The organism is Kitasatospora sp. NPDC058492, assembly GCF_042720685.1.
GTDB lineage: Bacteria > Actinomycetota > Actinomycetes > Streptomycetales > Streptomycetaceae > Kitasatospora.
On record NZ_JBHXMU010000018.1, the window covers coordinates 74,323 to 98,178 of the forward strand.

General features: G+C 73.6%; 17 protein-coding genes. 4 read left to right on the plus strand and 13 right to left on the minus strand.

Features of this window, described 5'->3' with window-relative positions; genetic code table 11:
- Positions 1-120: 120 nt before the first annotated feature.
- Both ACFWPI_RS14595 and nrdR read right to left on the minus strand, forming a co-directional pair.
- Positions 121-3,003 carry a vitamin B12-dependent ribonucleotide reductase gene (locus ACFWPI_RS14595; protein WP_380378869.1) on the minus strand — a complete coding sequence of 961 codons (2,883 nt, stop codon included), beginning with the start codon at positions 3,001-3,003 and terminating at the stop codon, positions 121-123.
- A gap of 203 nt (positions 3,004-3,206) precedes the next feature.
- Positions 3,207-3,704, minus strand: coding sequence for a transcriptional regulator NrdR (gene nrdR, locus ACFWPI_RS14600; RefSeq protein ID WP_063349343.1), 498 nt, complete (start codon positions 3,702-3,704; stop codon positions 3,207-3,209).
- 356 nt (positions 3,705-4,060) lie between these two features.
- On the opposite strand from nrdR, the gene lexA reads away from it, so the two are divergent.
- Complete coding sequence (gene lexA, locus ACFWPI_RS14605; protein WP_380336391.1) at positions 4,061-4,942, plus strand: transcriptional repressor LexA; 882 nt, start codon at positions 4,061-4,063, stop codon at positions 4,940-4,942.
- 133 nt (positions 4,943-5,075) lie between these two features.
- Here the strand turns inward: lexA and ACFWPI_RS14610 are convergent, their stop codons facing one another.
- From ACFWPI_RS14610 to ACFWPI_RS14630, 5 genes are read right to left on the minus strand one after another with little or no spacing between them, the layout of a single operon-like run.
- Positions 5,076-7,247, minus strand: coding sequence for an ATP-dependent DNA helicase (locus ACFWPI_RS14610; RefSeq protein ID WP_380378872.1), 2,172 nt, complete (start codon positions 7,245-7,247; stop codon positions 5,076-5,078).
- A gap of 12 nt (positions 7,248-7,259) precedes the next feature.
- On the minus strand, positions 7,260-9,083 hold the full coding sequence (locus tag ACFWPI_RS14615) for an IucA/IucC family protein (RefSeq protein ID WP_380336397.1): 1,824 nt from the start codon (positions 9,081-9,083) through the stop codon (positions 7,260-7,262).
- Complete coding sequence (locus ACFWPI_RS14620) at positions 9,061-10,533, minus strand: lysine N(6)-hydroxylase/L-ornithine N(5)-oxygenase family protein (protein ID WP_380378874.1); 1,473 nt, start codon at positions 10,531-10,533, stop codon at positions 9,061-9,063. The genes ACFWPI_RS14615 and ACFWPI_RS14620 overlap by 23 nt, the downstream gene beginning before the upstream one ends.
- Positions 10,534-10,542: 9 nt before the next feature.
- On the minus strand, positions 10,543-11,112 hold the full coding sequence (locus ACFWPI_RS14625) for a GNAT family N-acetyltransferase (protein WP_380378876.1): 570 nt from the start codon (positions 11,110-11,112) through the stop codon (positions 10,543-10,545).
- On the minus strand, positions 11,109-12,905 hold the full coding sequence (locus ACFWPI_RS14630) for an IucA/IucC family protein (protein ID WP_380378877.1): 1,797 nt from the start codon (positions 12,903-12,905) through the stop codon (positions 11,109-11,111). The genes ACFWPI_RS14625 and ACFWPI_RS14630 overlap by 4 nt, the downstream gene beginning before the upstream one ends.
- A gap of 336 nt (positions 12,906-13,241) precedes the next feature.
- On the opposite strand from ACFWPI_RS14630, the gene ACFWPI_RS14635 reads away from it, so the two are divergent.
- Positions 13,242-14,414 carry a trypsin-like serine peptidase gene (locus tag ACFWPI_RS14635; protein WP_380378879.1) on the plus strand — a complete coding sequence of 391 codons (1,173 nt, stop codon included), beginning with the start codon at positions 13,242-13,244 and terminating at the stop codon, positions 14,412-14,414.
- A gap of 67 nt (positions 14,415-14,481) precedes the next feature.
- Positions 14,482-15,606, plus strand: a complete 1,125-nt coding sequence (locus tag ACFWPI_RS14640) for a trypsin-like serine peptidase (RefSeq protein WP_380378881.1) — start codon at positions 14,482-14,484, stop codon at positions 15,604-15,606.
- A gap of 190 nt (positions 15,607-15,796) precedes the next feature.
- Here the strand turns inward: ACFWPI_RS14640 and hflX are convergent, their stop codons facing one another.
- The 5 genes from hflX to miaA all read right to left on the minus strand — a co-directional run bounded on the left by hflX (position 15,797) and on the right by miaA (position 22,651).
- Positions 15,797-17,308: a GTPase HflX gene (hflX, locus tag ACFWPI_RS14645; protein WP_363374353.1), complete on the minus strand. Its 1,512-nt coding sequence runs from the start codon at positions 17,306-17,308 to the stop codon at positions 15,797-15,799.
- 104 nt (positions 17,309-17,412) lie between these two features.
- Positions 17,413-19,752, minus strand: a complete 2,340-nt coding sequence (locus ACFWPI_RS14650; RefSeq protein WP_380378883.1) for a RelA/SpoT family protein — start codon at positions 19,750-19,752, stop codon at positions 17,413-17,415.
- A 197-nt stretch (positions 19,753-19,949) separates the two neighbouring features.
- Positions 19,950-20,861, minus strand: coding sequence for a diaminopimelate epimerase (gene dapF, locus ACFWPI_RS14655; protein WP_363584569.1), 912 nt, complete (start codon positions 20,859-20,861; stop codon positions 19,950-19,952).
- 97 nt (positions 20,862-20,958) lie between these two features.
- On the minus strand, positions 20,959-21,459 hold the full coding sequence (locus ACFWPI_RS14660; RefSeq protein WP_363374361.1) for a hypothetical protein: 501 nt from the start codon (positions 21,457-21,459) through the stop codon (positions 20,959-20,961).
- A gap of 226 nt (positions 21,460-21,685) precedes the next feature.
- Entirely contained in the window at positions 21,686-22,651 is a 966-nt protein-coding gene (gene miaA / locus ACFWPI_RS14665; protein WP_380378886.1) for a tRNA (adenosine(37)-N6)-dimethylallyltransferase MiaA, read from the minus strand.
- A gap of 189 nt (positions 22,652-22,840) precedes the next feature.
- Between miaA and ACFWPI_RS14670 the strand changes: the two genes are divergently transcribed.
- Positions 22,841-23,104, plus strand: coding sequence for an antitoxin (locus ACFWPI_RS14670; RefSeq protein WP_063349333.1), 264 nt, complete (start codon positions 22,841-22,843; stop codon positions 23,102-23,104).
- Between the two features lie 15 nt (positions 23,105-23,119).
- Here the strand turns inward: ACFWPI_RS14670 and ACFWPI_RS14675 are convergent, their stop codons facing one another.
- Entirely contained in the window at positions 23,120-23,818 is a 699-nt protein-coding gene (locus ACFWPI_RS14675) for a class III extradiol dioxygenase subunit B-like domain-containing protein (RefSeq protein ID WP_063349332.1), read from the minus strand.
- Positions 23,819-23,856 lie beyond the last annotated feature (38 nt).

The following is a 23,856-nucleotide window of genomic DNA, read 5'->3' on the forward strand; positions in this document are numbered from 1 at the left end:
CCCCTGCTTCAACTGGGGCGCCGGCCTGGGCCCCCCAACCGCGCCCGGGGGGGGGGCTCGGCTTAACCCCCCCCCCCCCGCCTCAGCGGTGGCTCACCCGCGCGGGGTCAGTACCGGCGGTCAGCTGCAGCCGCTGGTGGAGCCGCAGCCCTCGCAGAGGTAGCAGCTGCCGGCGCGGCGCATCTTGGTGCCGCAGGAGAAGCAGAGCGGGGCGTCGGCGTTGAGGCCGAGCTGGATCTCCATCAGCTCCGTGGAGTTGTGGGCCTGCGCCGGGGAGGCCTTGGGGGCCTTGGGCGCCTCGACGGCGGGGGCCGGGGTGGCGACCACCGGGGCCGACTGGGCGAGCGACTCGGTGTCGAGCTCCTCGGACTCCAGCGGCTCGTAGGAACCCGTGTCCAGGTGGCGCTGGCGCTCCTCGACGGAGTGGATGCCGAGCGCCGAACGGGTCTCGAACGGCAGGAAGTCGAGCGCCAGGCGGCGGAAGATGTAGTCGACGATCGACTGCGCCATCCGCACGTCCGGGTCGTCGGTCAGACCGGCCGGCTCGAAGCGCATGTTGGTGAACTTCGAGACGTAGGTCTCCAGCGGCACGCCGTACTGCAGGCCGACCGAGACGGCGATGGAGAAGGCGTCCATCATGCCCGCGAGGGTCGAACCCTGCTTGGACATCTTGAGGAAGACCTCGCCGAGGCCGTCGTCCGGGTAGGAGTTGGCGGTCATGTAGCCCTCGGCGCCACCGACCGTGAAGGAGGTGGTGATGCCCGGGCGGCCCTTGGGCAGGCGCTTGCGGACCGGGCGGTACTCGACGACCTTCTGGACCGCGGCGGCCGGGGCCTCCTCGGCCTTGGCCTCGGATTCCTTCTTCTTCGCCGAGAGCGGCTGGCCGACCTTCGAGTTTTCGCGGTAGATGGCGAGCGCCTTGACGCCCATCTTCCACGCCTCGAAGTAGATCTCCTCGATGTCCTCGATGGTCGCGGAGGCCGGCATGTTGACGGTCTTGGAGATCGCGCCGGAGATCCAGGGCTGGATCGCGGCCATCATCCGGACGTGGCCCATGGCCGAGATGACCCGCTCGCCCATCGCGCAGTCGAAGACCTCGTAGTGCTCGGCCTTGAGGCCCGGGGCGTCCACCACGTTGCCGTGCTCGGCGATGTGGGCGACGACCGCCTCGATCTGCTCGTCCTGGTAGCCGAGGCGCTTGAGGGCGCGCGGGACGGTGCCGTTGACGATCTGCATCGAGCCGCCGCCGACGAGCTTCTTGAACTTGACGAGCGCCAGGTCCGGCTCGACTCCGGTGGTGTCGCAGTCCATCATCAGGCCGATGGTGCCGGTGGGGGCGAGCACCGAGGCCTGGGCGTTGCGGAAACCGTTCTGCGCGCCGATCCGCAGGACGTCCTGCCAGGTGTCGTTGGCCACGGCCCAGACCGGGGCGTCCAGCTCGTCGAGCGAGACGGCGGCGAGCGAGGCGTCCGCGTGCTGCTTCATGACCAGCTGGTGCGGGGCGGCGTTGCGGGCGTAGCCGTCGTACGGGCCGACGACGCCGGCGAGTTCGGCGCCGCGGCGGTAGGCGGTGCCGGTCATCAGCGAGGTGATGGCGCCGGCCAGGGCGCGGCCGCCCTCGCTGTCGTAGGCGTGGCCGGTGGCCATCAGCAGGGCGCCGAGGTTGGCGTAGCCGATGCCGAGCTGGCGGTAGGCGCGGGTGGTCTCGCCGATCTTCTCGGTGGGGAAGTCGGCGAAGCAGATGGAGATGTCCATCGCGGTGATGACCAGCTCGACGACCTTGGCGAAGGTGTCCGCGTCGAAGGAGTCGTCGTCGCGCAGGAACTTCATCAGGTTCAGCGAGGCGAGGTTGCAGCTGGAGTTGTCCAGGTGCATGTACTCGGAGCAGGGGTTGGACGCGTTGATGCGGCCGGACTCCGGGCAGGTGTGCCAGTGGTTGATGGTGGAGTCGTACTGGATCCCGGGGTCGGCGCAGGCCCAGGCGGCCTCGGCCATCTTGCGGAACAGCTTCTTGGCGTCGACGGTCTCGATGACCTCGCCGGTCATCCGGGCGCGCAGGCCGAATTCGGTGCCGTTCTCGACGGCGGTCATGAATTCGTCGGAGACGCGGACGGAGTTGTTGGCGTTCTGGTACTGGACGGAGGTGATGTCGTCGCCGCCGAGGTCCATGTCGAAGCCGGCGTCGCGCAGGGCGCGGATCTTCTCCTCCTCCTTCACCTTGGTCTCGATGAAGGCCTCGACGTCGGGGTGGTCGACGTCGAGCACGACCATCTTGGCCGCGCGGCGGGTGGCGCCACCGGACTTGATGGTGCCGGCGGAGGCGTCGGCGCCGCGCATGAAGGAGACCGGGCCGGAGGCGTTGCCGCCGGAGGACAGCAGTTCCTTCGAGGAGCGGATGCGGGAGAGGTTGAGGCCGGCGCCGGAGCCGCCCTTGAAGATCATGCCCTCTTCCTTGTACCAGTCGAGGATCGACTCCATGGAGTCGTCGACGGACAGGATGAAGCAGGCGCTGACCTGCTGGGGCTGCTTGGTGCCGACGTTGAACCAGACCGGCGAGTTGAAGCTGAACACCTGGTGGAGGAGGGCGTGCGTCAGCTCGTGCTCGAAGATCTCGGCGTCGTCCTTGGTGGCGAAGTAGCCGTGCTTCTCGCCGGCGGCGCGGTAGGTGAGCACCACGCGGTCGATGATCTGCTTGAGGCTCCACTCGCGCTGGGGAGTGCCGACGGCGCCGCGGAAGTACTTGGACGTGACGATGTTGACGGCGTTGACCGACCAGAAGTCGGGGAACTCGACGCCGCGCTGCTCGAAGTTGATGGACCCGTCGCGCCAGTTGGTCATGACGACGTCGCGGCGCTCCCAGCGGACCTCGTCGTACGGGTGCACGCCAGGAGTGGTGTAGATGCGCCCGATCGGCAGACCGCCCTTGGGGGCCTTGCCGCCGCCCTTGGCCGTGGTCTTGTCGGACTTCGACCCGCGTGCGGAACCGCTCGTGGTGTCTGTCACTTCTTCCTCCTCCTGGGCAAACGCCCGAAGTGCCCTGAAAAGTCCGGGCACCGCTGGTTCGTTCTTCCGGTGTGCGGGCAGGCCGAGACCTCGCCTGCTTGCGCACGGTTTGTTGTGTTCTGTGCCCTTTTTCCGGGCATGCGTGGGCCCCGTGGGACCCGTGGTGCAGCAAGGCCCGCCAGGGGGCCGGGTGCCGGCGCCTCCTAGGGCGCGGCGGCGGCGACGGGCACGCAGGTGCCGTCCGCCTCGGGGACGGGCCGTTCGGCGCGGAGTTCCGCGATGGCGGCCTCGAAGTCTTCCAGTCCGTCGTACGCCTGGTACACGCTGGCGAAGCGCAGGAAGGCGACCACGTCGAGCTCCTTGAGCGGGCCGAGTATGGCCAGCCCGACGTCGTGGGTGGTCAGCTCGGCGTTGCCGGTGGCGCGCACGCACTCCTCGACCCGCTGGCCGAGCTGGGCGAGGGCGTCCTCGGTGACCGGGCGGCCCTGACAGGCCTTGCGGACGCCGGTGATGACCTTCTCCCGGGAGAAGGGCTCGGTGACCCCGCTGCGCTTGATGACCATCAGTGCGGCCGTCTCCACGGTGGTGAAGCGGCGGCCGCAGTCCGGGCACTGCCGACGACGGCGGATCGAGCTGCCGTCCTCATTGGTCCGGCTGTCGACAACACGGCTGTCGGAATGCCGGCAGAAGGGGCAGTGCACCTGAGGATCCCTCCCTGGCAGGACGTGCGGACCTGTTGAGTCTATGCGATGCGACCCCGGCCTCGGCAAGCTGATCATGCGCCGTAACCACTAGTACTGGGCACGGAGAGGACTGTAACCACTAGATGTAGGTCTCCGGGGGAAGCGACACCCCTGGCGTGTCGGCACCGATTAGACTGCCGAAGTCGAGATCCGATCGAACATTTACTCGATGCACAGTCTCGATGTACAGCAAAGCCTTGATCGAGTCAGCCAACTCTCGAATAATTCACTCGAACGTGTGTTTGGCGCAACCTTTCGATAGGAGGGGCGTTGGGCTGGAAAAGGGGAGAGGACAGCCGTCGAGAGGGGCCGCCGTGAACACCATCGAAAGCAACACCATCCCGGTGCAGGAACACTCCCAGTTCAAGGTGGGGCAGCGCACCACGAATCAGCAGAGCGTGGACATCAGCATGGACCGTAGCGAAGACCAGCGCCTCTCCGGCCCGGCCCTTTCCAGCACGGGCCGCGTTCCCGACCAGCCGATCGAACACTCCCCCGCGATCGACGACGCCCACCAGGCGCCCACCCGCGCGCTGCCCGGCCGCCCCCCCGGCATCCGCACCGACGAGGCCGGTCTCACCGAACGCCAGCGCCGCGTGATCGAGGTCATCCGGGACTCCGTCCAGCGCCGCGGCTACCCGCCGTCCATGCGCGAGATCGGCCAGGCCGTCGGCCTGTCCAGCACCTCCTCGGTCGCCCACCAGCTGATGGCCCTGGAACGCAAGGGCTTCCTGCGCCGCGACCCGCACCGCCCGCGCGCCTACGAGGTCCGCGGCGTCGAGGTGGCCCGCCCGAACACCGCCGAGACGGCCGGCCGGCCGTCCACCTCGTACGTGCCGCTGGTCGGCCGGATCGCCGCCGGCGGCCCGATCCTGGCCGAGCAGACGGTCGAGGACGTCTTCCCGCTGCCCCGCCAGCTGGTCGGCGAGGGCGAGCTGTTCGCGCTCACCGTGCGCGGCGACTCGATGATCGAGGCGGCCATCTGCGACGGCGACTGGGTCACCGTGCGCCGCCAGCCGGTCGCCGAGAACGGCGACATCGTGGCCGCGATGATCGACGGCGAGGCCACGGTCAAGCGGCTCAAGCGAGAGGACGGCCGGATCTGGCTGATGCCGCACAACCCGGCGTACGAGCCGATCAACGGCGACAACGCGACCATCCTGGGCAAGGTCGTCGCGGTCCTGCGCCGCCTCTGACGCCTCGCGCGCACCCAGCGGGAAGGGGCTCCACCGCGTGGTCGCGGGGAGCCCCTCCGGCGTCTCCGGGGGCTTCCGGGCCCCGCCTCGGCCCCCAGGGGGGGCTGGGCGGAGCCCCGGATCACCGCACCGCTCAGCCCCGCTTCACCACCGGCTTGACCGGCGGCGCCGAGGCGTCGATCGCCGCCAGCGAGCGGCGCACCTGGTTGCGGTCCGTGGTGTACCAGAACTCCGGCATCGAGGAGCGGAAGAAGCTCCCGTACCGCTTGGTCTCCACCCGCGGGTCGAGCACCGCGACCACGCCCCGGTCCTCGGCCGCGCGCACCAGCCGGCCGGCGCCCTGCGCCATCAGCAGCGCCGCGTGCGTCGCCGCGACGGCCATGAAGCCGTTCCCGCCGCGCTGTTCGACGTCCTTCTGGCGGGCGCTCATCAGCGGGTCGTCCGGCCGGGGGAACGGGATGCGGTCCATCACGACCAGCTGGCAGGCCGAGCCGGGCACGTCCACGCCCTGCCAGAGCGAGAGCGTGCCGAACAGGCAGGTGGACGCGTCCGAGGCGAACTCCCGGATCAACTCGCCCAGGGTGTCCTCCCCCTGGAGCAGGATCCGGTTGTCCAGCCGCTCCCGCAGCGCCTCGGCGGCCGTCTGGGCGCCGCGCATCGAGGAGAACAGGCCCAGCGTGCGCCCGCCGGCCGCGCCGATCAGCTCCGCCAACTCGTCCAGCATGTCTGGCCGTTCGGGATCTCGGCCGGGATCGGCGAGGTGCCGGGCGACGTACAGGATGCCCTGCTTGGGGTACTTGAACGGCGAGCCGACGTCGATGCCGCGCCAGTGCGGCACCGCGTCCTCGCCGAAGCCGGAACCGGACCCGGACCCGGACCCGGACCCGGACCCGGCCGAAGGATTGTCCCCGGGGGTGCGCTGGTCCGGCAGCCGGGAGTCCGAGGGCAGGCCGACGGAGGCGGCGACGCCGTTGAAGTCCCCGCCGAGCTTGAGGGTGGCCGAGGTGAGCACCACCGAGCGCTCCTTGTAGAGGCCCTCGCGCAGCAGCCCGGAGACGCTGAGCGGCGCGACCCGCAGCGAGCCGGTGCCCATGCCGAAGCGGTCGCTGCGCTCGATCCAGACCACGTCGTACTCGGAGTCCTCCAGCAGCCGCTCGGCGGTCTCGTGCAGCGACTCGGCGGAGGCCATCGCCTGCTTGCGGACGGCGTCCTCGTCGCTGAGCCCCTTGTCGCGGGTCTCGCCGAGCGAGCTGATCACCTGGCGGGCGGCGTCCCGGATCGAGGTGACCGCGTACGCCAGGTACTCGGGCAGTTCCTCGACCCGGCCGGGCTGGGCGGTCTCCATCAGGCCGTGGTAGTTCTCGGCGGCGGCCTGCAAGGCGTCCACGGCCTTCTCGTTGGCGAGCCGGGCGGCGCGCTTGACCGCCCGGTTGACCGCGCCGACGGTCAGCTCGGCGGTGGCCGCGCCGGTGACCCGGTTGACCAGTTCGTGCGCCTCGTCGACGATCAGCAGCCCGTGCTCGGGCAGCACCGGCGCGCCCTCGATCGCGTCGATCGCGAGCATCGCGTGGTTGGTGACCACGACGTCGGCCAGTTTGGCCCGCTCCCGGGCCTTCTCGGCGAAGCACTCCTGCCCGTACGCGCAGCGGGTGGCGCCCAGGCACTCCTTGGAGGTGACCGCCAGCTGGGCCCAGGCCTTGTCGGAGACGCCGGGGCTGAGGTCGTCCCGGTCCCCGGTGTCGCTCTCGTCGGCCCACTCGCGCAGCCGCAGCACGTCCTGCCCGAGCTTGCTGGCGGGCCCGCCGAGCGCCTCGGCCGCGTCGAACAGGCCCTCGCCCTCGTCGCTCGGGGTGCCCTCGTTGGCCCGGTGCAGGCACAGGTAGTTGGAGCGGCCCTTGAGCATCGCGAACAGCGGGCGGCGGCGCAGCACCGGGTGCAGCGCCTCGACCGTGCGCGGCAAGTCCCGTTCGACGAGCTGGCGTTGCAGCGCCAGGGTGGCGGTGGCGACCACCACGCGGTCCCCGTGGGCGAGCGCGGGCACCAGGTAGGCGAGGGACTTCCCGGTGCCGGTGCCGGCCTGGACGAGCAGGTGCTCGGCGTTGTCGACGGCGTCGGCGACGGCCTCGGCCATCCGGAGCTGACCGGGGCGCTCGACGCCGCCGACGGCCGCCACCGCGGCGTGCAGCAGGTCGGGGATGCGGGAGCGCGGAACGGCGACGGCTTCCTCGACGTCGGCGGCGGCGCCGCCGTCCTCGCCAGGGAGCTCGGTCTCGCCGGGGAGCTGGGTTTCGGAGTCGTTCGTCATGACCCTCCCAGCCTACGGGGCTGGGGTGACAATCCGGCTCCGTCGCCCGGGAAGATCCGCCTCCAGGGTCACCAGGGCGTTGGGGACGGTCCCGTACCGGGCGGCGTGCGGGCGGTGCGGGCGGTCCTGGTAGCCGTCGAGCAGCAGCCGGTTGCGGTTGAGGCAGAGCCGGTCGATCCGCGGCCGGAACAGGTCGAACAGCTCGAAGCGCTCGCCCAGGCCGGGGAAGCGGTCCTGGTAGCGGCGGATCTCGGCCCGCAGCAGGGCCCAGAACTCGGCCTCGGGCAGCCCGGTCTGCGCCTCCAGCAGCGGGGCGAGGTAGCGCAGGACGCCGATGAACAGCCCGGAGTGGAGGAACTGGCAGAGCCCCTGCGGGCCGTCCCGCAGCAGGACGTCGTCGACCTCGGCGGGCAGGTCGCGCAGTTCGGGCAGGTCCTGGTCGCTGAGGTTGACGTCGTCGACGAAGTCCTTGACCGCGAGCCGGGTCGGCGCGTCGTGCTCGTCGAAGACGACGATGGCGTTCTCGCCGTGCGGGGAGAAGACCAGCCCGTACCGGTAGAGGAAGTGCAGCAGCGGCGGCAGCACGGCGCCGAACAGCCGGCCGGTCCAGGCGGCGGGGGTGAGCCCGGAGCGGGCGATCAGTTCGGCGGCGAGCGCCCGGCCGTCGGAGCCGGTCTGCAGCAGGGCGGCCAGGGTGCGGGCGCGTTCGCCGCCGGCCAGGAAGGGGCCGAGCGGTTCGCGCCAGATCGCGCCGAGGAGTTCCTTGTACTGGTAGGGCGCCTCGGGCAGCTCGCGGTAGAGCGGGTGGTCGACGGTGACGGAGGCGATCTCGCCGAGCAGGATCACCCGGCACTCGTCGCGCAGGTAGGGGTCGGCGTCGCGCAGGCCGTGGATCCAGGCGGTGACGGCGGGCGCAGCGAGGGTGCGTTCGGTGGGCAGGCCGCGCCAGACCAGGGTGTTGAGGACGGACAGCGGCAGTTTGACGGTGCAGCGCTCGGGGTGGGCGGTGTTGAAGAAGGAGCGGATGGACTGCTGGGGCAGCCGTGGGTCGCCGTCGGAGGGCAGCGGGACGATCTCGCCGGAGGCGATCCAGGGCGCGAACAGCGGGACGATCGTCTCGTCCCACTGCCAGGGGTGGACGGGCAGCAGCAGGTAGTCGGCGGCGGCCGGGCCGAGGGCGGCGCGCAGCGCGTCCGGGTCGTCGAGTTCGCGGGCGTACAGCTGCTCGGGCCGCTCCAGGCCGGGCACGCCGCGGTACTCGGCGAGCCGGCGGTGGACGGCGATCCAGGGCAGCGGGCGCGGGGTGCGGGCCTCCGGGGCCCAGCGGGCGGCGTCGGTGGCGGAGAAGCCGATCCGGCCCTTGTTGGGGACGATCCAGGGGTGGCCGTCCTGGCGGCCCTCCAGGGCGGGGTGGTCGAGGTCGGCGAGTTCGGCGGCGGTGAGCGCGGTGGCGAGCTGGTGCGCGTCGGCGGTCAGGGTGGCGGTGAGTTCGCGGATCAGGTGGCCGGTGGTCTCGCCGCGCAGGCCGAGGGCGTGCCGGGCGTGCGGGAGGAAGCGCAGCGGGTCGAGGCCGTCCGGGTCGGAGCAGCGGACCGACTCCGGGTCGACCCGCCAGCTTCCGTACGCGCCGCGGCGGGCGGTGAAGCGGTACTCGGCCTCGGGCAGCCAGAGCAGGTACTCGCCGTCGGAGGCGGCGCGGACGGGGGTGAGCAGTTCCTCGTAGGCGAACTCGCCGAGCATCTTGGCCAGCAGGGCGCGCCCGGCCCGCCGCCAGTGCCCGGCGGTCAGGTGCGGGGGCAGGTACAACGGCGGTTCAGCGGCCGACGGTTGCGGCACGGGTCAGCTCCTGGGGACGGGGGATGGCGGGGGTGCTCTCGGTGGGGGTGCCCTCGGCAACAGCTGCGGCAGGGGCGGAGGCAGGGGCGGAGGCAGGGGCGGGGGCGGGGGCGGGGGCGGGGGCGGGGGCGGTCCCGGGCGGCGCGAAGCCGGTCCAGGCGGTGCGGGCGGGCAGCCGGTGGACGGTCCGGCCGGTGACGGCGTTGAGGATGACGGCGGCCCGGTGGGCGCCGAGCCCCAGGTCGGGGGCGCCGACGCCGTGGGTGTGCAGTTCGGCGTTCTGGACGTAGAGGCCGCCGGTGAGTTCGGGCCGGGTGGCGACCCGGTGGTCGAGGTCGACCCGGTAGCGCCCGTCCCCGTCCCAGTCGATCAGCCGGGCGAGCGGTTCGAGCGCGGTCGGCCGGGCGGCCCGGTAGCCGGTGGCGAGCACCACGGCGTCGGTGCGCAGGACGTGTTCGACGCCGGAGTCGCCGTGCCGGCAGTGCAGTTCGAGGCCGCCGCAGGGGCCGGGGCGGGCTTCGGTGACGGCGGTGCCGGGGGTGATGTCGACCGGGGCGGTGTCGATCGGGCGGCCGATGGTGCGTTCGTAGAGGTGGTCGTGGATCTCGGCGAGGGTTTCGGCGCTGGCGGCCTTGTGCAGTTGCCACTGGGCGGCGACCAGCGCGTCCCGGACGGGTTCGGGCAGGCTGTGGAAGTAGTGGGTGTAGTCGGGGGTGAAGTGCTCCAGGCCGAGCTTGGAGTACTCCATCGGCGCGAGCGCCCTGGTCCGGGTGAGCCAGCGCAGCCGGACGCCGTCGCCGTCGTGGCGCCGGAGCAGGTCGAGGAAGACCTCGGCGCCGGACTGCCCGCTGCCGACCACGGTGATGTCCCGGGCGCCGGCGAGGTCGCCGCGGCGGTCCAGGTAGTCGGCGGAGTGGAAGGCGCGCGGGTGGCCGTCGAGGGCGGTGAAGGCCGCGGGCAGGACGGGCCGGGTGCCGACGCCGAGGGCGAGGTTGCGGGCGTGCACCTCGGTCCGCCGCCCGGTCGCGGTGTCGGTCAGCTCGGCCCGGAAGTGCGGGGCTTCCCAGTGCAGGGCGGTGACCTCGGTGCCGAAGCGGCAGTTGGCGAGCCGTTCGGCGGCCCACCGGCAGTAGTGGTCGTACTCGCGGCGGGGCAGTTGGAAGCGCTCGGCGAAGTAGAACGGGAAGAGCCGGTCCTGGTCGCGCAGGTAGTTGAGGAAGGACCAGGGGTTGGTCGGGTCGACGAGGGAGACCAGGTCGGCGAGGAACGGCACCTGCATCCGGGCCCCGTCCACCAGCATGCCGGGGTGCCAGCGGAACTCCGGGCGCTGGTCGCAGAAGAGCGTGCGCAGGCCGGGGACGGGCGCGGCGAGCGCGGCGAGCGAGAGGTTGAAGGGGCCGATGCCGACGCCGAGCAGGTCGTACGGCGGCTGGGGTGCTGGGGTGTCCACGGGGGTGTCCTAGGCGACGAAGGGGACGCGGGCACGGACCATCAGGGCGGCGCGCTTGTCGGGCAGGTCGAGTTCGGTGTCCAGCCGGAATCCGGCCTGTTCGAAGGCCCGGACGGAGCGCCGGTTGCGGACGTCCGGTTCGGCGACGACCCGTTCGCAGCGGGGCCGTTGCCGCAGGATCCGCTCGGCGAGGGCGGCCAGCAGGACGGCGCCGAGGCCCCGGCCGCGGCTCTCGGCGGGGCCGATCAGGAGGTGGACGCCGGTGTCGTGCGGCCGGGCCGGGTAGTGCCGGGCGAGCGGGTCGAGGTCGGCGCGGTAGACCTCCCAGTAGCTCGTCGCGGCGCCGTCGAGCAGGCCGAGGCAGGGCACGCTGCGGCCGTCGCCGTCGAGTTGGGCCCGGAGGTGCCGTTCGGTGGCGTCGGGCGGCCCGGCGAGCCGCCAGAACGCGGCGATCTCGGGGTCGTTCATCCACCCGGCGAGCAGGTCCAGGTCGGTGGGCAGTCGGACCGGGCTGAGCCGGAACTCGCCGGCCGGGGTGGGGATCGCGCCCCATCCCGGCGGGTCGTCGAGCAGGCTCATGCGCCCGCCAGCGGGTTGGGGATGTCCACGTAGACGGACTGGGTGGCGACCGGGCCGACCAGTTCGTCCAGGCCGTTGATCCGGGTGAGCAGGTTGGCCTTGCAGGGCAGGGTGGGCGCGTCGAGCAGCAGCCCGGGCAGCGCCGAGCCGGTGGCGGCGGCCCGCGGGCCGGCCAGGAAGCGGCGCAGCCCGGCCAGCAGCACGGTCTCGTCGGCGAGCCCCTGGCTGCCGAAGGCGCCGACCAGGCCGAGGACGTGGTTGATGCCGAGGTAGTAGGCGAAGTGGTGGTCGATCACCTCGTCGGGCAGGAAGGTGTCGCTGTGCTCGCCGAGCCCGGGCAGCCGCGCGGTGAGCCGGTCGGCGGCGCTCTCCCGGTAGTAGTAGCCCTGGTTGTCGCGGTAGCGGCCGCCGCTGGGCCAGCCGTCGGCGTCGAGCAGGACGAGGCTGTTCTGCTGGTGCGCCTCCAGGGCGATGCCGGCCGTGCCGTCCAGCCAGAGGACGGGCAGTACGACGGCGTCCAGGTAGCGCAGGAACCATTCGGCGGCGACGGTCCGCAGCGGGCGGCCGCAGCGGACGGCGAGCGCCCGCAGGGTGTCGCCGAGCCGGGACGGCACGGTGTCGCCGGTGCCGAGCGGCTGTTCGGCGACCAGCCCGGCGACGCACAGCGCGCGGTCGGCGGGGGCGAAGGGCTGGGCGCGCAGCACGGTGTCCAGGCCGCCCGGGTCGCCGAGGGCGGGGTGGTCGACGCCGATCCAGGCCGGGTCGCGGACGATGTCGAAGCCGGGGTGGGCACGGTGCCATTCGGCGGCCAGGCCGCTCTCCAGCAGCCGGTGCACCTCCAGGCCGCGGTGGAGTTCCTTGCGCAGGTTCTCCCGGCGGGAGTTGGTGATCCGCAGGCCGAGCGAGAGCTTGAGCATCCAGGGGGTGCCGGGGCGGTAGACGGTGCGCACCGAGGAGGTGGGGTACCAGGGTTCGCCGGCCGGGCCGAGGTCGTGCAGCAGCCCGTCGGCGAGCAGGGCGGCGACGGCCGGGCGGTGGGCGAGTTCGCGGGCCTGCCAGGGGTGCAGCGGCAGGGCGGCGGTGCCGGGCGGCAGGGCGGCGTGGTCGCCGAGCAGGTCCGCGGTGATCCGGTCGGCGCTGTCGGTGAGGGCGGAGCCGGCGGCGAGCAGGTCGCGGTGGACCGCGTACCAGTGGAGTTGGAAGGAGCCGTGCAGTTCGGGCGAGTAGGCGGCGCTCTGGGCCGGGCCGAGGCCGTCGCGGCTCTTCGGGGTGGGGTGCAGCGGGTGGCCGAGCAGCAGGGACTGTTCGGCGGCGAGGAAGTGCGAGCGTTCCGGGCCGCCGGCGGGGGCGGCGGTGCGGCGGTGGGCGAGGATGTCGGCGGTGCGGACGACCGAGTCGGCGACCCGGGCGGCGAGGTCGGCGACCTGCCCGGGGTCGGGGCGGTCGGCGGCCGCGGCGGCGAGCAGCGCGGCGGTGGTGACGGCGTCCACGGGGGCGTCGGCGGTGCCCTCCCCGGCGGAGAGGACGGCGGGGCCGAACCGGTGCCAGCCGCCGGGCGACCAGTAGCGGACGGGGGCGGAGAGCCGGGCGGCGCCGCCGAGGACGGCGATCCGCAGCCGGCCGTCGGGGCCGGGGCGGGCGCCGGTCTCGCGCGTCCAGCAGCGCAGCAGGGCTTCCAGGGCGGCCTGTTCGGCGGCGACGGCGGGGTCCGGGTGCAGCAGCGGATCGGGCTCGGCCGGCCGGTCCGCGTGCAGCAGCGGGGCGGGCGGGGCTCCGGTGAGGGCGGTGCTCAAGGCTGCTCCTTGGGGCGCGTGGGGGTGCGGACGCGCGCGGGTGGTGGAGAGGATCGGCGGGCGCTCGCACCGTCGCGTCAGGTAAGGGTTACCTATCCCTGACGGGTGATCACAAGGTCGGCTCACTCGTCCGGGTGAAGATCGGGGATTGTCCGCGTCCGGCGCGCGGGGCCCTGCTGGGTCGGCGGGCCGATCGTGGCCACGTCACGGATCGGTGACCTCCGGTCAGGGCCGCAACCCGGGGGGCGGCCGCCGCCGTCCTGGTGACCGGTGGAAGACTCCACAGCGGCGAGTCGCCGCACGACAGCCCGATCGAGCACAGGGGGAAGCGCACACATGCCATCGATCCACCGGTCAGCCATGGCCGTCGCCCTCGTCACGGGGACGCTGCTCGCGGCGAGCGCCTGCGGGCCGGACGGTCCGGCGGGCGACGGGGGCGGCAGCGCCGCGCCGCCGCCCGCGTCCAGCACCGCCGCCCCGGGGAGCGGCGTGATCGGCGGGATCACCCTCCCGTCGGGCATCCCGACCAGCCTGCTGGAGGGCCTGCCGAAGTCCTGGGACGACCTGAAGAAGTGGAAGTTCGAGGACTGGGACTCGTGGGCGTCCAAGCACGTCTTCAACAACCCGGTGGTGAAGGACTTCTGGAACCCGGACAAGATGGGCGACTCCAAGCCCGCCGATCCGGCCCCGCCCACCGCCAAGCCGGCCGCCGACAACGGCGTGACGGACCCGGACCCGCCGGTGGTCAAGGCCGTGCCGGTGCCCCGCCCGTACACCAAGCAGCCGTCCGGGAAGGTGTTCTTCAGCGCCCAGGGCGGCCGGGGCAACTGCTCGGCGACGGTGATCACCGACCCGCAGCACCCCGGCAAGAGCAATCTGGTCTGGACGGCCGGCCACTGCGTGCACGCGGGCAAGGGCGGCGACTTCTTCAAGGACCTGGTCTTCGTGCCCGCCTACAACAACTCGGGCGCCTCCAGCGGCGGCAAGAAGGCCCCGCTGTCCGAACTGGCCCCGCTGGGCACCTGGTGGGCCGACCTGGTCACCACCTCGCCGCAGTGGATGGTCGAGGGCGGCGGCACCGGTGACGCCGCGAACCAGTACGACTTCGCCGTCATGCGGGTGCACAACCAGAACGACTCCGGCAAGTCGCTGGAGGAGACGGTCGGTTCGGCCGTCCCGGTCTGGTTCGACGCCCCGCGCGACAAGATGTCCGTCGCGGCGGTCGGCTACCCGCTCTACAAGCCGTTCGACGGCCAGGAGCTGTACAAGTGCGACGGCGGCAAGCCGACCCGGCTGTCGTTCGACGCCAAGCGCCCGTCGATGCTCACCATCGGCTGCAACATGACCCAGGGCTCCAGCGGCGGCGGCTGGTTCGCCACCATGCCGGACGGGAAGACCGCCCTGGTCAGCAACACGTCCATCGGCACCGAGGACCACACCTCGCTGAGCGGCCCGTACCTGGAGACGGTCGCCAAGCAGGCGCTGGACTGGATCTCCAAGAAGCCGTAGGCCCTTTCCGGTCGGACCGGACCAAGCCGTACGGGCGGCGGAGGCCGCCCCCGGGGGACGATGCAGCATGCCGAAGCACACCGGCCGCGGACCGCGGCGCCGATCCGGACCGACCGGCGCCGCGGTGCTCGCCGTGCTCGCGCTCGCCGCGACCGCCTGCGGGCCGGACGACTCCGGCGCCACGGCGGCCGCACCGCCGCCCGCCCTCCCCACGTCGGCCCCCACCAGCCTGGGCGACCTGACGGGCTGGAAGGTGGAGGACTGGGCCCGGTTCGTCTCCGGCAGCGGCTTCGCCAACGAGGTGGCCCCGGGCTTCTGGTCGACCACCCGGATGGCCGCCGCCAAGGGGCGGGCCACCCCGGAGTACCCGCTCACCGCCGCACCGGACGACGGCCGGCCGGACGCCCCGCCCGCAGCCGTCGCGGCCACGCCGCAGCCGCACCCGTACGGCCCGGCCACCGCCGTGGTCGGACGGCTCTTCGTCACCACGCCCCAGGGCGACGCGGCCTGCTCCGCGACGGTGGTCTCCGACCCGGCCAACCCGGGCCGCAGCAACCTCGTCTACACCGCCGCGCACTGCCTGCACGACGGCAAGGGCGGCGGCTGGCTGCGGAACATCACCTTCGTGCCCGGTTTCAACCGGGACGGCCAGGCGGCCCGCGGCAAACCGCTCGCCGAGCAGCAGGCCGCCCCGTACGGCCGGTGGGCGGCGGTGCGCGCGCTGGTGTCGCCGACCTGGCTCGGGGAGGGCGGCGTCGGCGCCCACCACCAGTACGACTACGGGATCATCCGGGTGCGCGGCGAGGGCGGCTCCGGCGCGTCGCTGGAGGAGGCGGTCGGCGGCTCGGTCCCGGTCTGGTTCAACGCCCCGCGCGAGCAGATCGGCTCGGCGGCGGCCTACGGCTACCCGACCGATCGGCCGTTCGACGGCCTGGAGCTCTCCCGCTGCGAGCCCCCGGTCCCGCCGGCCAGGCTCTCCCCCGACCGGAGCCGCCCGCCGATGTACGTCACCGGCTGCACCGTGACCGGCGGCTCCAGCGGCGGCGGCTGGTTCATCACCAAGGACGGCAAGCCCAACCTGATCAGCGTCACCGCGATCGGCAGCCGCAACCCGCCCGGGTACCTGGCCGGCCCCTCGCTGCAGGACCAGGCGAAGCAGGCCTTCGACTACTTCGCCAAGAACGTGAAGTAGCCCGCACGCCCACACCCACACGCCCACACGCCCACAGGCCCGCAGGCCCGCAGGCCCGGACGAGCCCCCTGGCGGACCCCGGAACGGACGCCCCGGTACCCCGGACGGGCACGCGAAGGGCCCCCGGACGCTCGCGCGATGCCCAGCGGCATCACGGTCACGTCCGGGGGCCCTTCGTCGGCCCGACGCCTCAGACCTGCAGCGCCACCGCGTAGCGCTCCAGCTCGGCGGCCAGCTCGGCCGGCACCTTGGCGTGCAGCAGCGTGCCCTCGCCGGTGTGCTCGGTGCCGAGCAGCTCGCCCTCGGCGTGCACCCGGGAGACCAGCCCGCCCTGGGTGTAGGGCACCAGGGCCCGCACCTCGATCGCCGGGCGCGGCAGCTCGTCGTCGATGAGCTTCAGCAGCTCCTCGATGCCCTCGCCGCTGCGGGCCGACACCACGATGGCGTGCGGCTCGCGGCGCAGCAGTCGCTGCAGCACGTGCGGGTCGGCGGCGTCCGCCTTGTTGATCACCACGATCTCCGGCACGTTCTGCGCGTCGACCGAGACGATGACCTCGCGGACGGCGGCCAGCTGCGTCTCCGGCTCGGGGTGCGAGCCGTCGACCACGTGCAGGATGAGGTCCGCGTCGGCGACCTCCTCCATGGTCGAGCGGAAGGCCTCGACCAGGTGGTGCGGCAGGTGCCGGACGAAGCCGACGGTGTCGGCCAGGGTGTAGAGCCGCCCGCTCGGGGTCTGGGCCCGGCGCACGGTCGGGTCCAGGGTGGCGAACAGGGAGTTCTCCACCAGGACGCCCGCCCCGGTGAGCCGGTTGAGCAGGGACGACTTGCCGGCGTTGGTGTACCCGGCGATGGCCACCGACGGCACCTGGTGGCGCTTGCGCTCCTGGCGCTTGGTGTCGCGGCCCTTCTTCATCTCGGCGATCTCGCGGCGCAGCTTCGCCATCTTCTCGCGGATCCGGCGCCGGTCGGTCTCGATCTTGGTCTCACCGGGACCACGGGTGGCCATGCCGCCGCCGGACGAGCCGGCGCCGCCACCACCCATCTGCCGGGACAGCGACTGACCCCAGCCGCGCAGGCGCGGCAGCATGTACTGCATCTGCGCGAGCGAGACCTGCGCCTTGCCCTCCCGGGACTTGGCGTGCTGGGCGAAGATGTCCAGGATCAGGGCCGTCCGGTCGACGACCTTGACCTTGACCACGTCCTCCAGGTGGATCAGCTGGCCGGGGGTGAGCTCACCGTCGCAGACCACGGTGTCGGCGCCGGTGGCCGCGACGATGTCGCGCAGTTCCTTCGCCTTGCCGGAGCCGATGTAGGTGGCCGCGTCGGGCTTGTCGCGGCGCTGGATGACGCCGTCCAGCACCTGGGAGCCGGCCGTCTCGGCGAGGGCGGCGAGCTCGGCCATCGAGTTCTCCGCCTCCTCCAGGGTGCCGTCCGTCCAGACGCCGACGAGCACCACGCGCTCCAGGCGGAGCTGGCGGTACTCGACCTCGGTGACGTCTTCGAGTTCGGTGGAGAGGCCGGCGACACGGCGCAGGGCGGCACGCTCGCTGCGGTCGTACTGGTCGCCGTCGTAGTGGTGGTGGCCGTGGCCGCGGTCCTCGTCGATGGCCGCGAGGTCCTCGTCCATGAGGGCTTCCGCCCGCAGACCGTTCAGGCGGCGCGGGGCGTCGGCGTGGTCGCGGGTGTCGGACGTGGAGGTCATTCTGTCCTTTGGTCGCTGGTGCGGATGGCCTGTGGGGACCGCCTTGTGCGGTCCCACCCGGAGTCTGCCCAGCTGCCGCCCCGGTTACCGCCGGGCGAGGTGAGCTACCCCTCAGGTCCTCGGGTGCCGTCGGGGCTCCTGTGCCCTGAGAACGCCGTGGACCGGCCGTGAATTCCCCATGATGGTCCCACGCCCGGCGCGGACCGGTCATCCCCATTTTCCCCGGGGTGGCGGGCCCCGCCGGTGTCCGGGGCCTGCGGCCGGCTGACGTCGTACACCCCGGAGACCTTGAGCATCGCCCGCATCAGCGCGGGCAGCGCGGCCGGCTCGGGCAGTTCGACGGTGTAGGTGTGCCGGACCCGCAGCTCCTGCGGCGGTTCGACCTCGGCCGACACGATGCCGACGTCCTCGGCGGAGATGGCCGCCGTGAGGTCGGCGAGCAGCCGGGGCCGGTTGAGCGCCTCGGCCCGCAGGGTGGCCCGGTGGCCGGCCGCCGGGGTGCCCTCCGGCCGCCAGCGGACCTCCAGCTCGGCGCGCCCGTCCGCGCGCATCCGCTCCCCGGCCGGGCAGCCGGTGCGGTGCACGGCGACGGCTCCGCCGCGGATCGGGTAGCCGGCCACCTCGTCCGGCGGCACGGGCGTGCAGCAGCGGGCCAGCCGGACCGGCGCCCCGGGCCGGCCGGCCACCGCGACCGGGGCCGGCCGGCGCTCGGTGGTGCGGTGCGCGGGCGGGGCGGGCTGGCCGCTGGAGGGGCCGGTGCGCACCGGCGGGAGCCGGGCCGGGTGGTCGGCGAGCCAGCGTTCGATGGCCAGCCGGGCGGCCGGCGTCCGGGCGTGCGCGAGCCACTCGGGCGCGGGCCCGGAGGGTTCGGCGGGGCGCGGCCCGTCCTCGGTGAGCACGGTCCCGGTGGGCACGGCCTCGGTGAGCACGGCGAGCAGGTCGCCGTCCTGCAGGACGGTGGAGAGCGCGGTGAGCCGGCCGTTGACCCGGGCTCCGATGCACCGGTGGCCGGTCTCCTCGCCGAGCAGGTAGGCGGCGTCCACGCAGGTGGCGCCGGCCCTCAGCTGAAGCGTTTCGCCGCTCTCCGTCACGACGGTGATCTCGCGGTCGCCGGCCAGGTCGGCGGTGAGCGCGGACCAGAAGGCGTCCGGGTCGGGCGTCTCCTGCTGCCACTCCAGCAGCCGGCTGAGCCAGCCGGGCCGGGCCGGGTCGGTGCGGTCGAGTTCGTCGGCGTCCTGGACGGCGCCGGCCGGCTCCGGGTCGCCGAGCGCGACCACCCCGGTCTCGGCGACCTCGTGCATCCGCCGGGTGCGCACCAGCACCTCGACGACCGTGCCGCCGCTGAGCGCCACCGCGGTGTGCAGCGACTGGTAGAGGTTGAACTTGGGGGCGGCGACGAAGTCCTTGAACTCGCCGGGCAGCGGCGTCCAGCAGGTGTGCAGCTCGCCGAGCACGGCGTAGCAGTCGGCGTTCTCCTCGACCACCACCAGCAGCCGCCCGAAGTCGGCGGGCTGCGGCCGCTGCGGCCGCCCGTCCGGGCCGGGCGCGGCGGCCCGCTTGAGCAGCACCCGGTGCAGCGACACGCAGTGCCGGGGCCGGACGGTGACCTCGGCGGTCACCCCGGTCTCGGACAGCTGGCGGGCCAGCAGCCGGGCGAAGGGGGCCAGCTGGGTGTCCGGCTCGCCCTCGTGACCGGCCATCAGGGCCCGGGTGCGGGCGTGCTCCTCGGGGTGCAGGGTGGCGAAGACGATGTCCTCCAGCTCCGCCTTGAGCACCTGGATGCCGAGCCGTTCGGCCAGTGGGATCAGCACGTCCCGGGTGACCTTGGCGATCCGCACCTGGCTGGCCGGCTTCATGTGCCGGATGGTGCGCATGTTGTGCAGCCGGTCGGCGAGCTTGATCACCATCACCCGGACGTCGTCGCCGGTGGCGACCAGCATCTTGCGGAAGGTCTCGGCCTCGGCGGCGGCGCCGAAGTCGACCTTCTCCAGTTTCGTCACCCCGTCGACCAGGTAGGCGACTTCGGGCCCGAAGCCGGCGCTCACCTGATCGAGCGTCAATTCGGTGTCCTCGACGGTGTCGTGGAGCAGCGAGGCGACCAAGGTGGTCGTCCCGGCGCCGAGTTGGGCCAGGATCATGGTGACGGCGAGCGGGTGGGTGATGTACGGCCCGCCGCTCTTGCGCTTCTGGCCCCGGTGGCTGGCCTCGGCGAGCCGGTAGGCCCGGGCGAGCAGGCCGAGGTCGGCCTGCGGATGGTGCTCGCGGTGGACTCGGACGAGCGGTTCGAGGGCGTCCGGGACGGGCGGCCGGCCGGTGGCCAGCAGGGCGGCCCGCCCGGCCCGGCCGAGCGCGGCCCGGCCGAGCTCCCCCAGGGGCCGCCTGGCCCCGGCTTGCCGTGCGGACGTCGGCTGCCCCGTCAGGGACTGCCCGGCTTCGATGGTCATCGGCGCACCTCCGGCAGCGATCACCGGCCGCCACCCCGCCGAGGGGCGCCTTCCCGGTGGTCCATGCTACCGAGCAGAGCACGTTCCGCGATGCCTTGCTTCCCGTCCGCGACACGCGTCACTCGAACGGGCGGATTCACCGGCACGCGAAATGGGCAAACCGGGCCGTCAGCTGCCCGAGCCGCGCCCCAGACGTGTCAGACACGCCCCAGTTCGGCCCACCAGCGGGCGTCGATCTCACCGGCGGCCACGATGACCGCCGGGCCGGTCTTCTCGATCCGGCCGTCCGGGTGCTCGGTGATGACCAGTCGGCCGCCCGGCACGTCCACGGTGTAGGTGGCCGGCTCGCCGGTGACCGCCGGGTCGACGCCGTCCCGGCGGATGGCGGCCACCGCGACGGCGCAGGTGCCGGTCCCGCAGGAGCGGGTCTCGCCGGAGCCGCGCTCGTACACCCGCATGGCGACGTGCCGCGGCCCGCGGTCCACCACGAACTCGACGTTCACGCCCTCCGGGTAGGCCCCTTCGGGGCTGGTCAGCGGCGCGGACAGCAGGTCCCCGGCGTGGTCGAGGCTGTCCACGAAGGCCACCGCGTGCGGGTTGCCCATGTTGACGTTCAGCGCGGGCCAGCGCCGCGCGCCGACCGCGACCTCGACGCCGTCCGGCCCGGGCAGCCGGGCCCGGCCCATGTCGACGGTGACCTCGCCGGGCGTCCCGTCCCCGGCGTCCTCGGCGACCCGCACCGTCCGCACCCCGGCGCGGGTGGCGACCGCGAACTCGCCGGGCTCGGCCAGGCCGGCCTCGACCAGGTACCGGGCGAAGACCCGCACGCCGTTGCCGCACATCTCGGCGATGCTGCCGTCGGAGTTGCGGTAGTCCATGAACCACTCGGCCCGGTCGGCCTGGTCCGCGGCGGCCGGCTCGGCGGCGGAGCGCACCACGCGCAGCAGCCCGTCCCCGCCGATGCCGGCCCGCCGGTCGCACAGCGCGGCGACGGCCGCGGGGCCGATCTCCAGCGCGCCGTCCGGGTCCGGGACGATGACGAAGTCGTTCTGGGTGCCGTGCCCCTTGAAGAAGGGGACGCCGACCGGCTGCGGGGAGGATGCGCTCACCCTCCCGATGGTACTGAACGGGCGCACCGGCCACCCGGGCGGTCCGACCGGTGGATCGGCGTGGGCAGCCGAGGGGCCGGCAGGGGCGGCCGACGGATCAGCGCAGGTAGGCGACCCGCCAGACGGCCAGCGCACAGGCCACCAGCGCGATCAGGGTGTACAGCGCGATCGCCTTCCAGCCGGCCCGCTGCCCGGAGCCGCGGCGCGGCAGGCCCGGCCACTTGTACCCGGCGTGCCGGGCGGCCATCGCGCCCCAGCCGACCGAGGCGGCGGTGAGCAGCAGCCCGAGCATGCCGACCATGGTGGCGCGCGCCCCGGCCGAGCCGAAGGCGAGCGGGAAGGCGAACATCAGCGAACCGAGGATGCCCAGCAGGGCGATCGGCAGGGTCTGCCACCAGCGGAGCCGGCGCAGCGGTCGGATCTCCCGCTCGTGCACCGCGCCCGCCGGGGTGCGGGTGTCCAGGGCCGGCAGTGCGACCGCGTAGGAGGTGGGTGCCTCCAGGCCGGTCAGCACGGGGAGGTCGCCCATCGTCGACTCGTCGGCCGGTGCGGTGACACTCCCGCTCTGGCCGGGTTCGGGGCCGGTACCCGTCGACACGCGGCCTCCCCTGACAGTTCGACACGAGCGGACTCGCGGTCGGGCACGGTCGGCCCGCGCGGCCGACCCCTACGCCTTCGATGATGGCATGTCCAGACGGGCGTTCCGGGCCTGACCGGCGTCGACGGGTGATCCGTGGCCATCACGTGATCGGGCCGTGACCGCCGGTTCGTCCTGCACGGCCACCTGCGCGCGCAAGTGCACCGCCGAATTGGCCGGAACCCGCCTACCCGGCCGGACGCTCCTGACGGTCGATCAGCTCCAGGGAGCGTTCCAGCAGCTCGACGGGGTCGGTGCCGGCCGGCCGGGACAGCCAGTGGATCCGGCCGTCGCGGCGGAACCAGGACTCCTGACGGCGGGCGAAGCGCTTGGTGGCCCGGACGGTCTCGGCCCGCGCCTCGTCCTCGGTGCACTCGCCGGCGAAGTGGTCCAGCACCTGCTGGTAGCCGAGCGCCCGGGAGGCCGTCCGTCCCTCCCGCAGCCCGAGCCGTTCCAGCGCGCGCACCTCGTCCAGCAGTCCGGCCCGCCACATCAGGTCGACCCGCAGCGTGATCCGCTCGTCCAGTTCGGGGCGCGGCAGCGCGACCCCGATCTGCACCGCGTCGTAGACGGCGGTGTTGCCGGGCAGGTTCGCGGTGAACGGCTGCCCGGTGATCTCGATGACCTCCAGCGCGCGGACGATCCGCCGCCCGTTGCCGATCAGGATCGCCTCCGCGGCCGCCGGGTCCAGCTCGGCCAGCCGCCGGTGCAGCGCGTGCGGGCCGGCCTCCTCCAGCTCGGCCTCCAGCCGGGCCCGGACCGCCGGGTCGGTGCCGGGGAACTCCATCTCGTCGATCGCCGCCCGGACGTACAGCCCGGAGCCGCCGACCAGGACGGGCGTGCGCCCGGTCGCGAGCAGCCGGTCGATCTCGGCCCGGGCCAGCCGCTGGTACTCGGCGACGCTGGCGGCCTCGGTGACGTCCCAGACATCCAGCAGGTGGTGCGGCACGCCGCCGCGCTCGGCGGGGGTGAGCTTGGCGGTGCCGATGTCCATGCCCCGGTACAGCTGCATCGAGTCGGTGTTGATCACCTCGCCGCCGAGGCTGCGGGCGATGGCGACGGCCAGGTCGGACTTGCCGGCGGCGGTCGCGCCGACGATGCAGACCACTCGGGGCTGGGCGGCGCGGGACTGGTCGGTACGGGAGCTGCTCACCGCTCCAGTCTCGCAAAACCGCCGCCGCACCGGTGACCGGGCTGCCCGTCGGCCCCGACTGCGCGACGATGTGACTGTGTCCGGCCGTCTCCGGCCATCTCCGGCCGTTTCCGCAGTTGAGCCGGTTTGCGAACGGTTCGGCGGTGACGGACGTTGGGCAGGAGACAGGGACGAAAGGGTGAGATCGCCATGGGTCTGATGGACAACCTCAAGGGCAAGGCCGAGGAGCTCAAGGGCAAGGCCAGTGAGCTCGCCGGCAAGCACAGCGAGCAGATCGAGCACGCGGTGGACAAGGCCGGCGGCGCGATCGACAAGGCGACCAAGGGCAAGTACAGCGAGAAGATCGAGCACGGCGCCAGCAAGGCCAAGGGCGCGGTGGGCGACTTCGCCCACAAGCCGAAGCCGGGCGAGGAGGGGCCGGCCGGCGGCAACGGCCAGGCGCCGCAGGCCTGACGCCCCGCGCTCCGATCAGCTCCAGGACGCCACGACGTAGCCGACCCCGTACGGGGCGTCCTGGTAGCCGAGCCGCGCGGTGAGGCCGGCGCCCTCCGCGGCGCCGGCCAGCACCTGCCAGGGCGCCCGGCCCTCGGCCTTGAGCTCGGCGGCCAGCCCGGCGTCCAGGGCGGCGAGCGCGGGCAGGTCGGCGGAGCCCAGGGCGGCGGCCAGGGCGGCGTCGAAGCCCTCGGCGCGCTCGTCCAGGTAACCGGGGGCCTTCACCGAGCGGCAGGCGCTGCCGTCGCCCACCACCAGCAGGCCGACCCGGTCGGCCAGCTGGGCCAGGCCCTGGCCGAGCCCGAGCATCCGGTCGGCGGGCGCGTCGGCGGGCACCGCGCAGGCGTGCGTCGGCAGCGTCACCCCGGCGCGCTCCAGCAGCCAGGCGCCGACCGTCAGAGACGGTGCCAGCTCCGGCCCCTCGACCCGGCCGCCGGGCAGCTTGGCGACCAGCGGCACCCCGTAGCGGTGGAAGGAGCCGGCCCCGCCCTCGGTCCACACCTCGGCCTCCGGCCCGGCGCCGACCACCACGACCAGTTGCGGCCCGGCCGCGACCAGTGCCGCCAGGGCCTCGTCGCAGGCGGCCCGCAGCGGGTCCAACTCGGCGGCCGCCCCGGCGGCGACCTCCGGGACGAGCAGCGGCGGACAGGGGCACACGGCGGCGGCTACCAGCATGCGGATCACTCTAGCCAAACGGCGACGGCGGCCCGGCC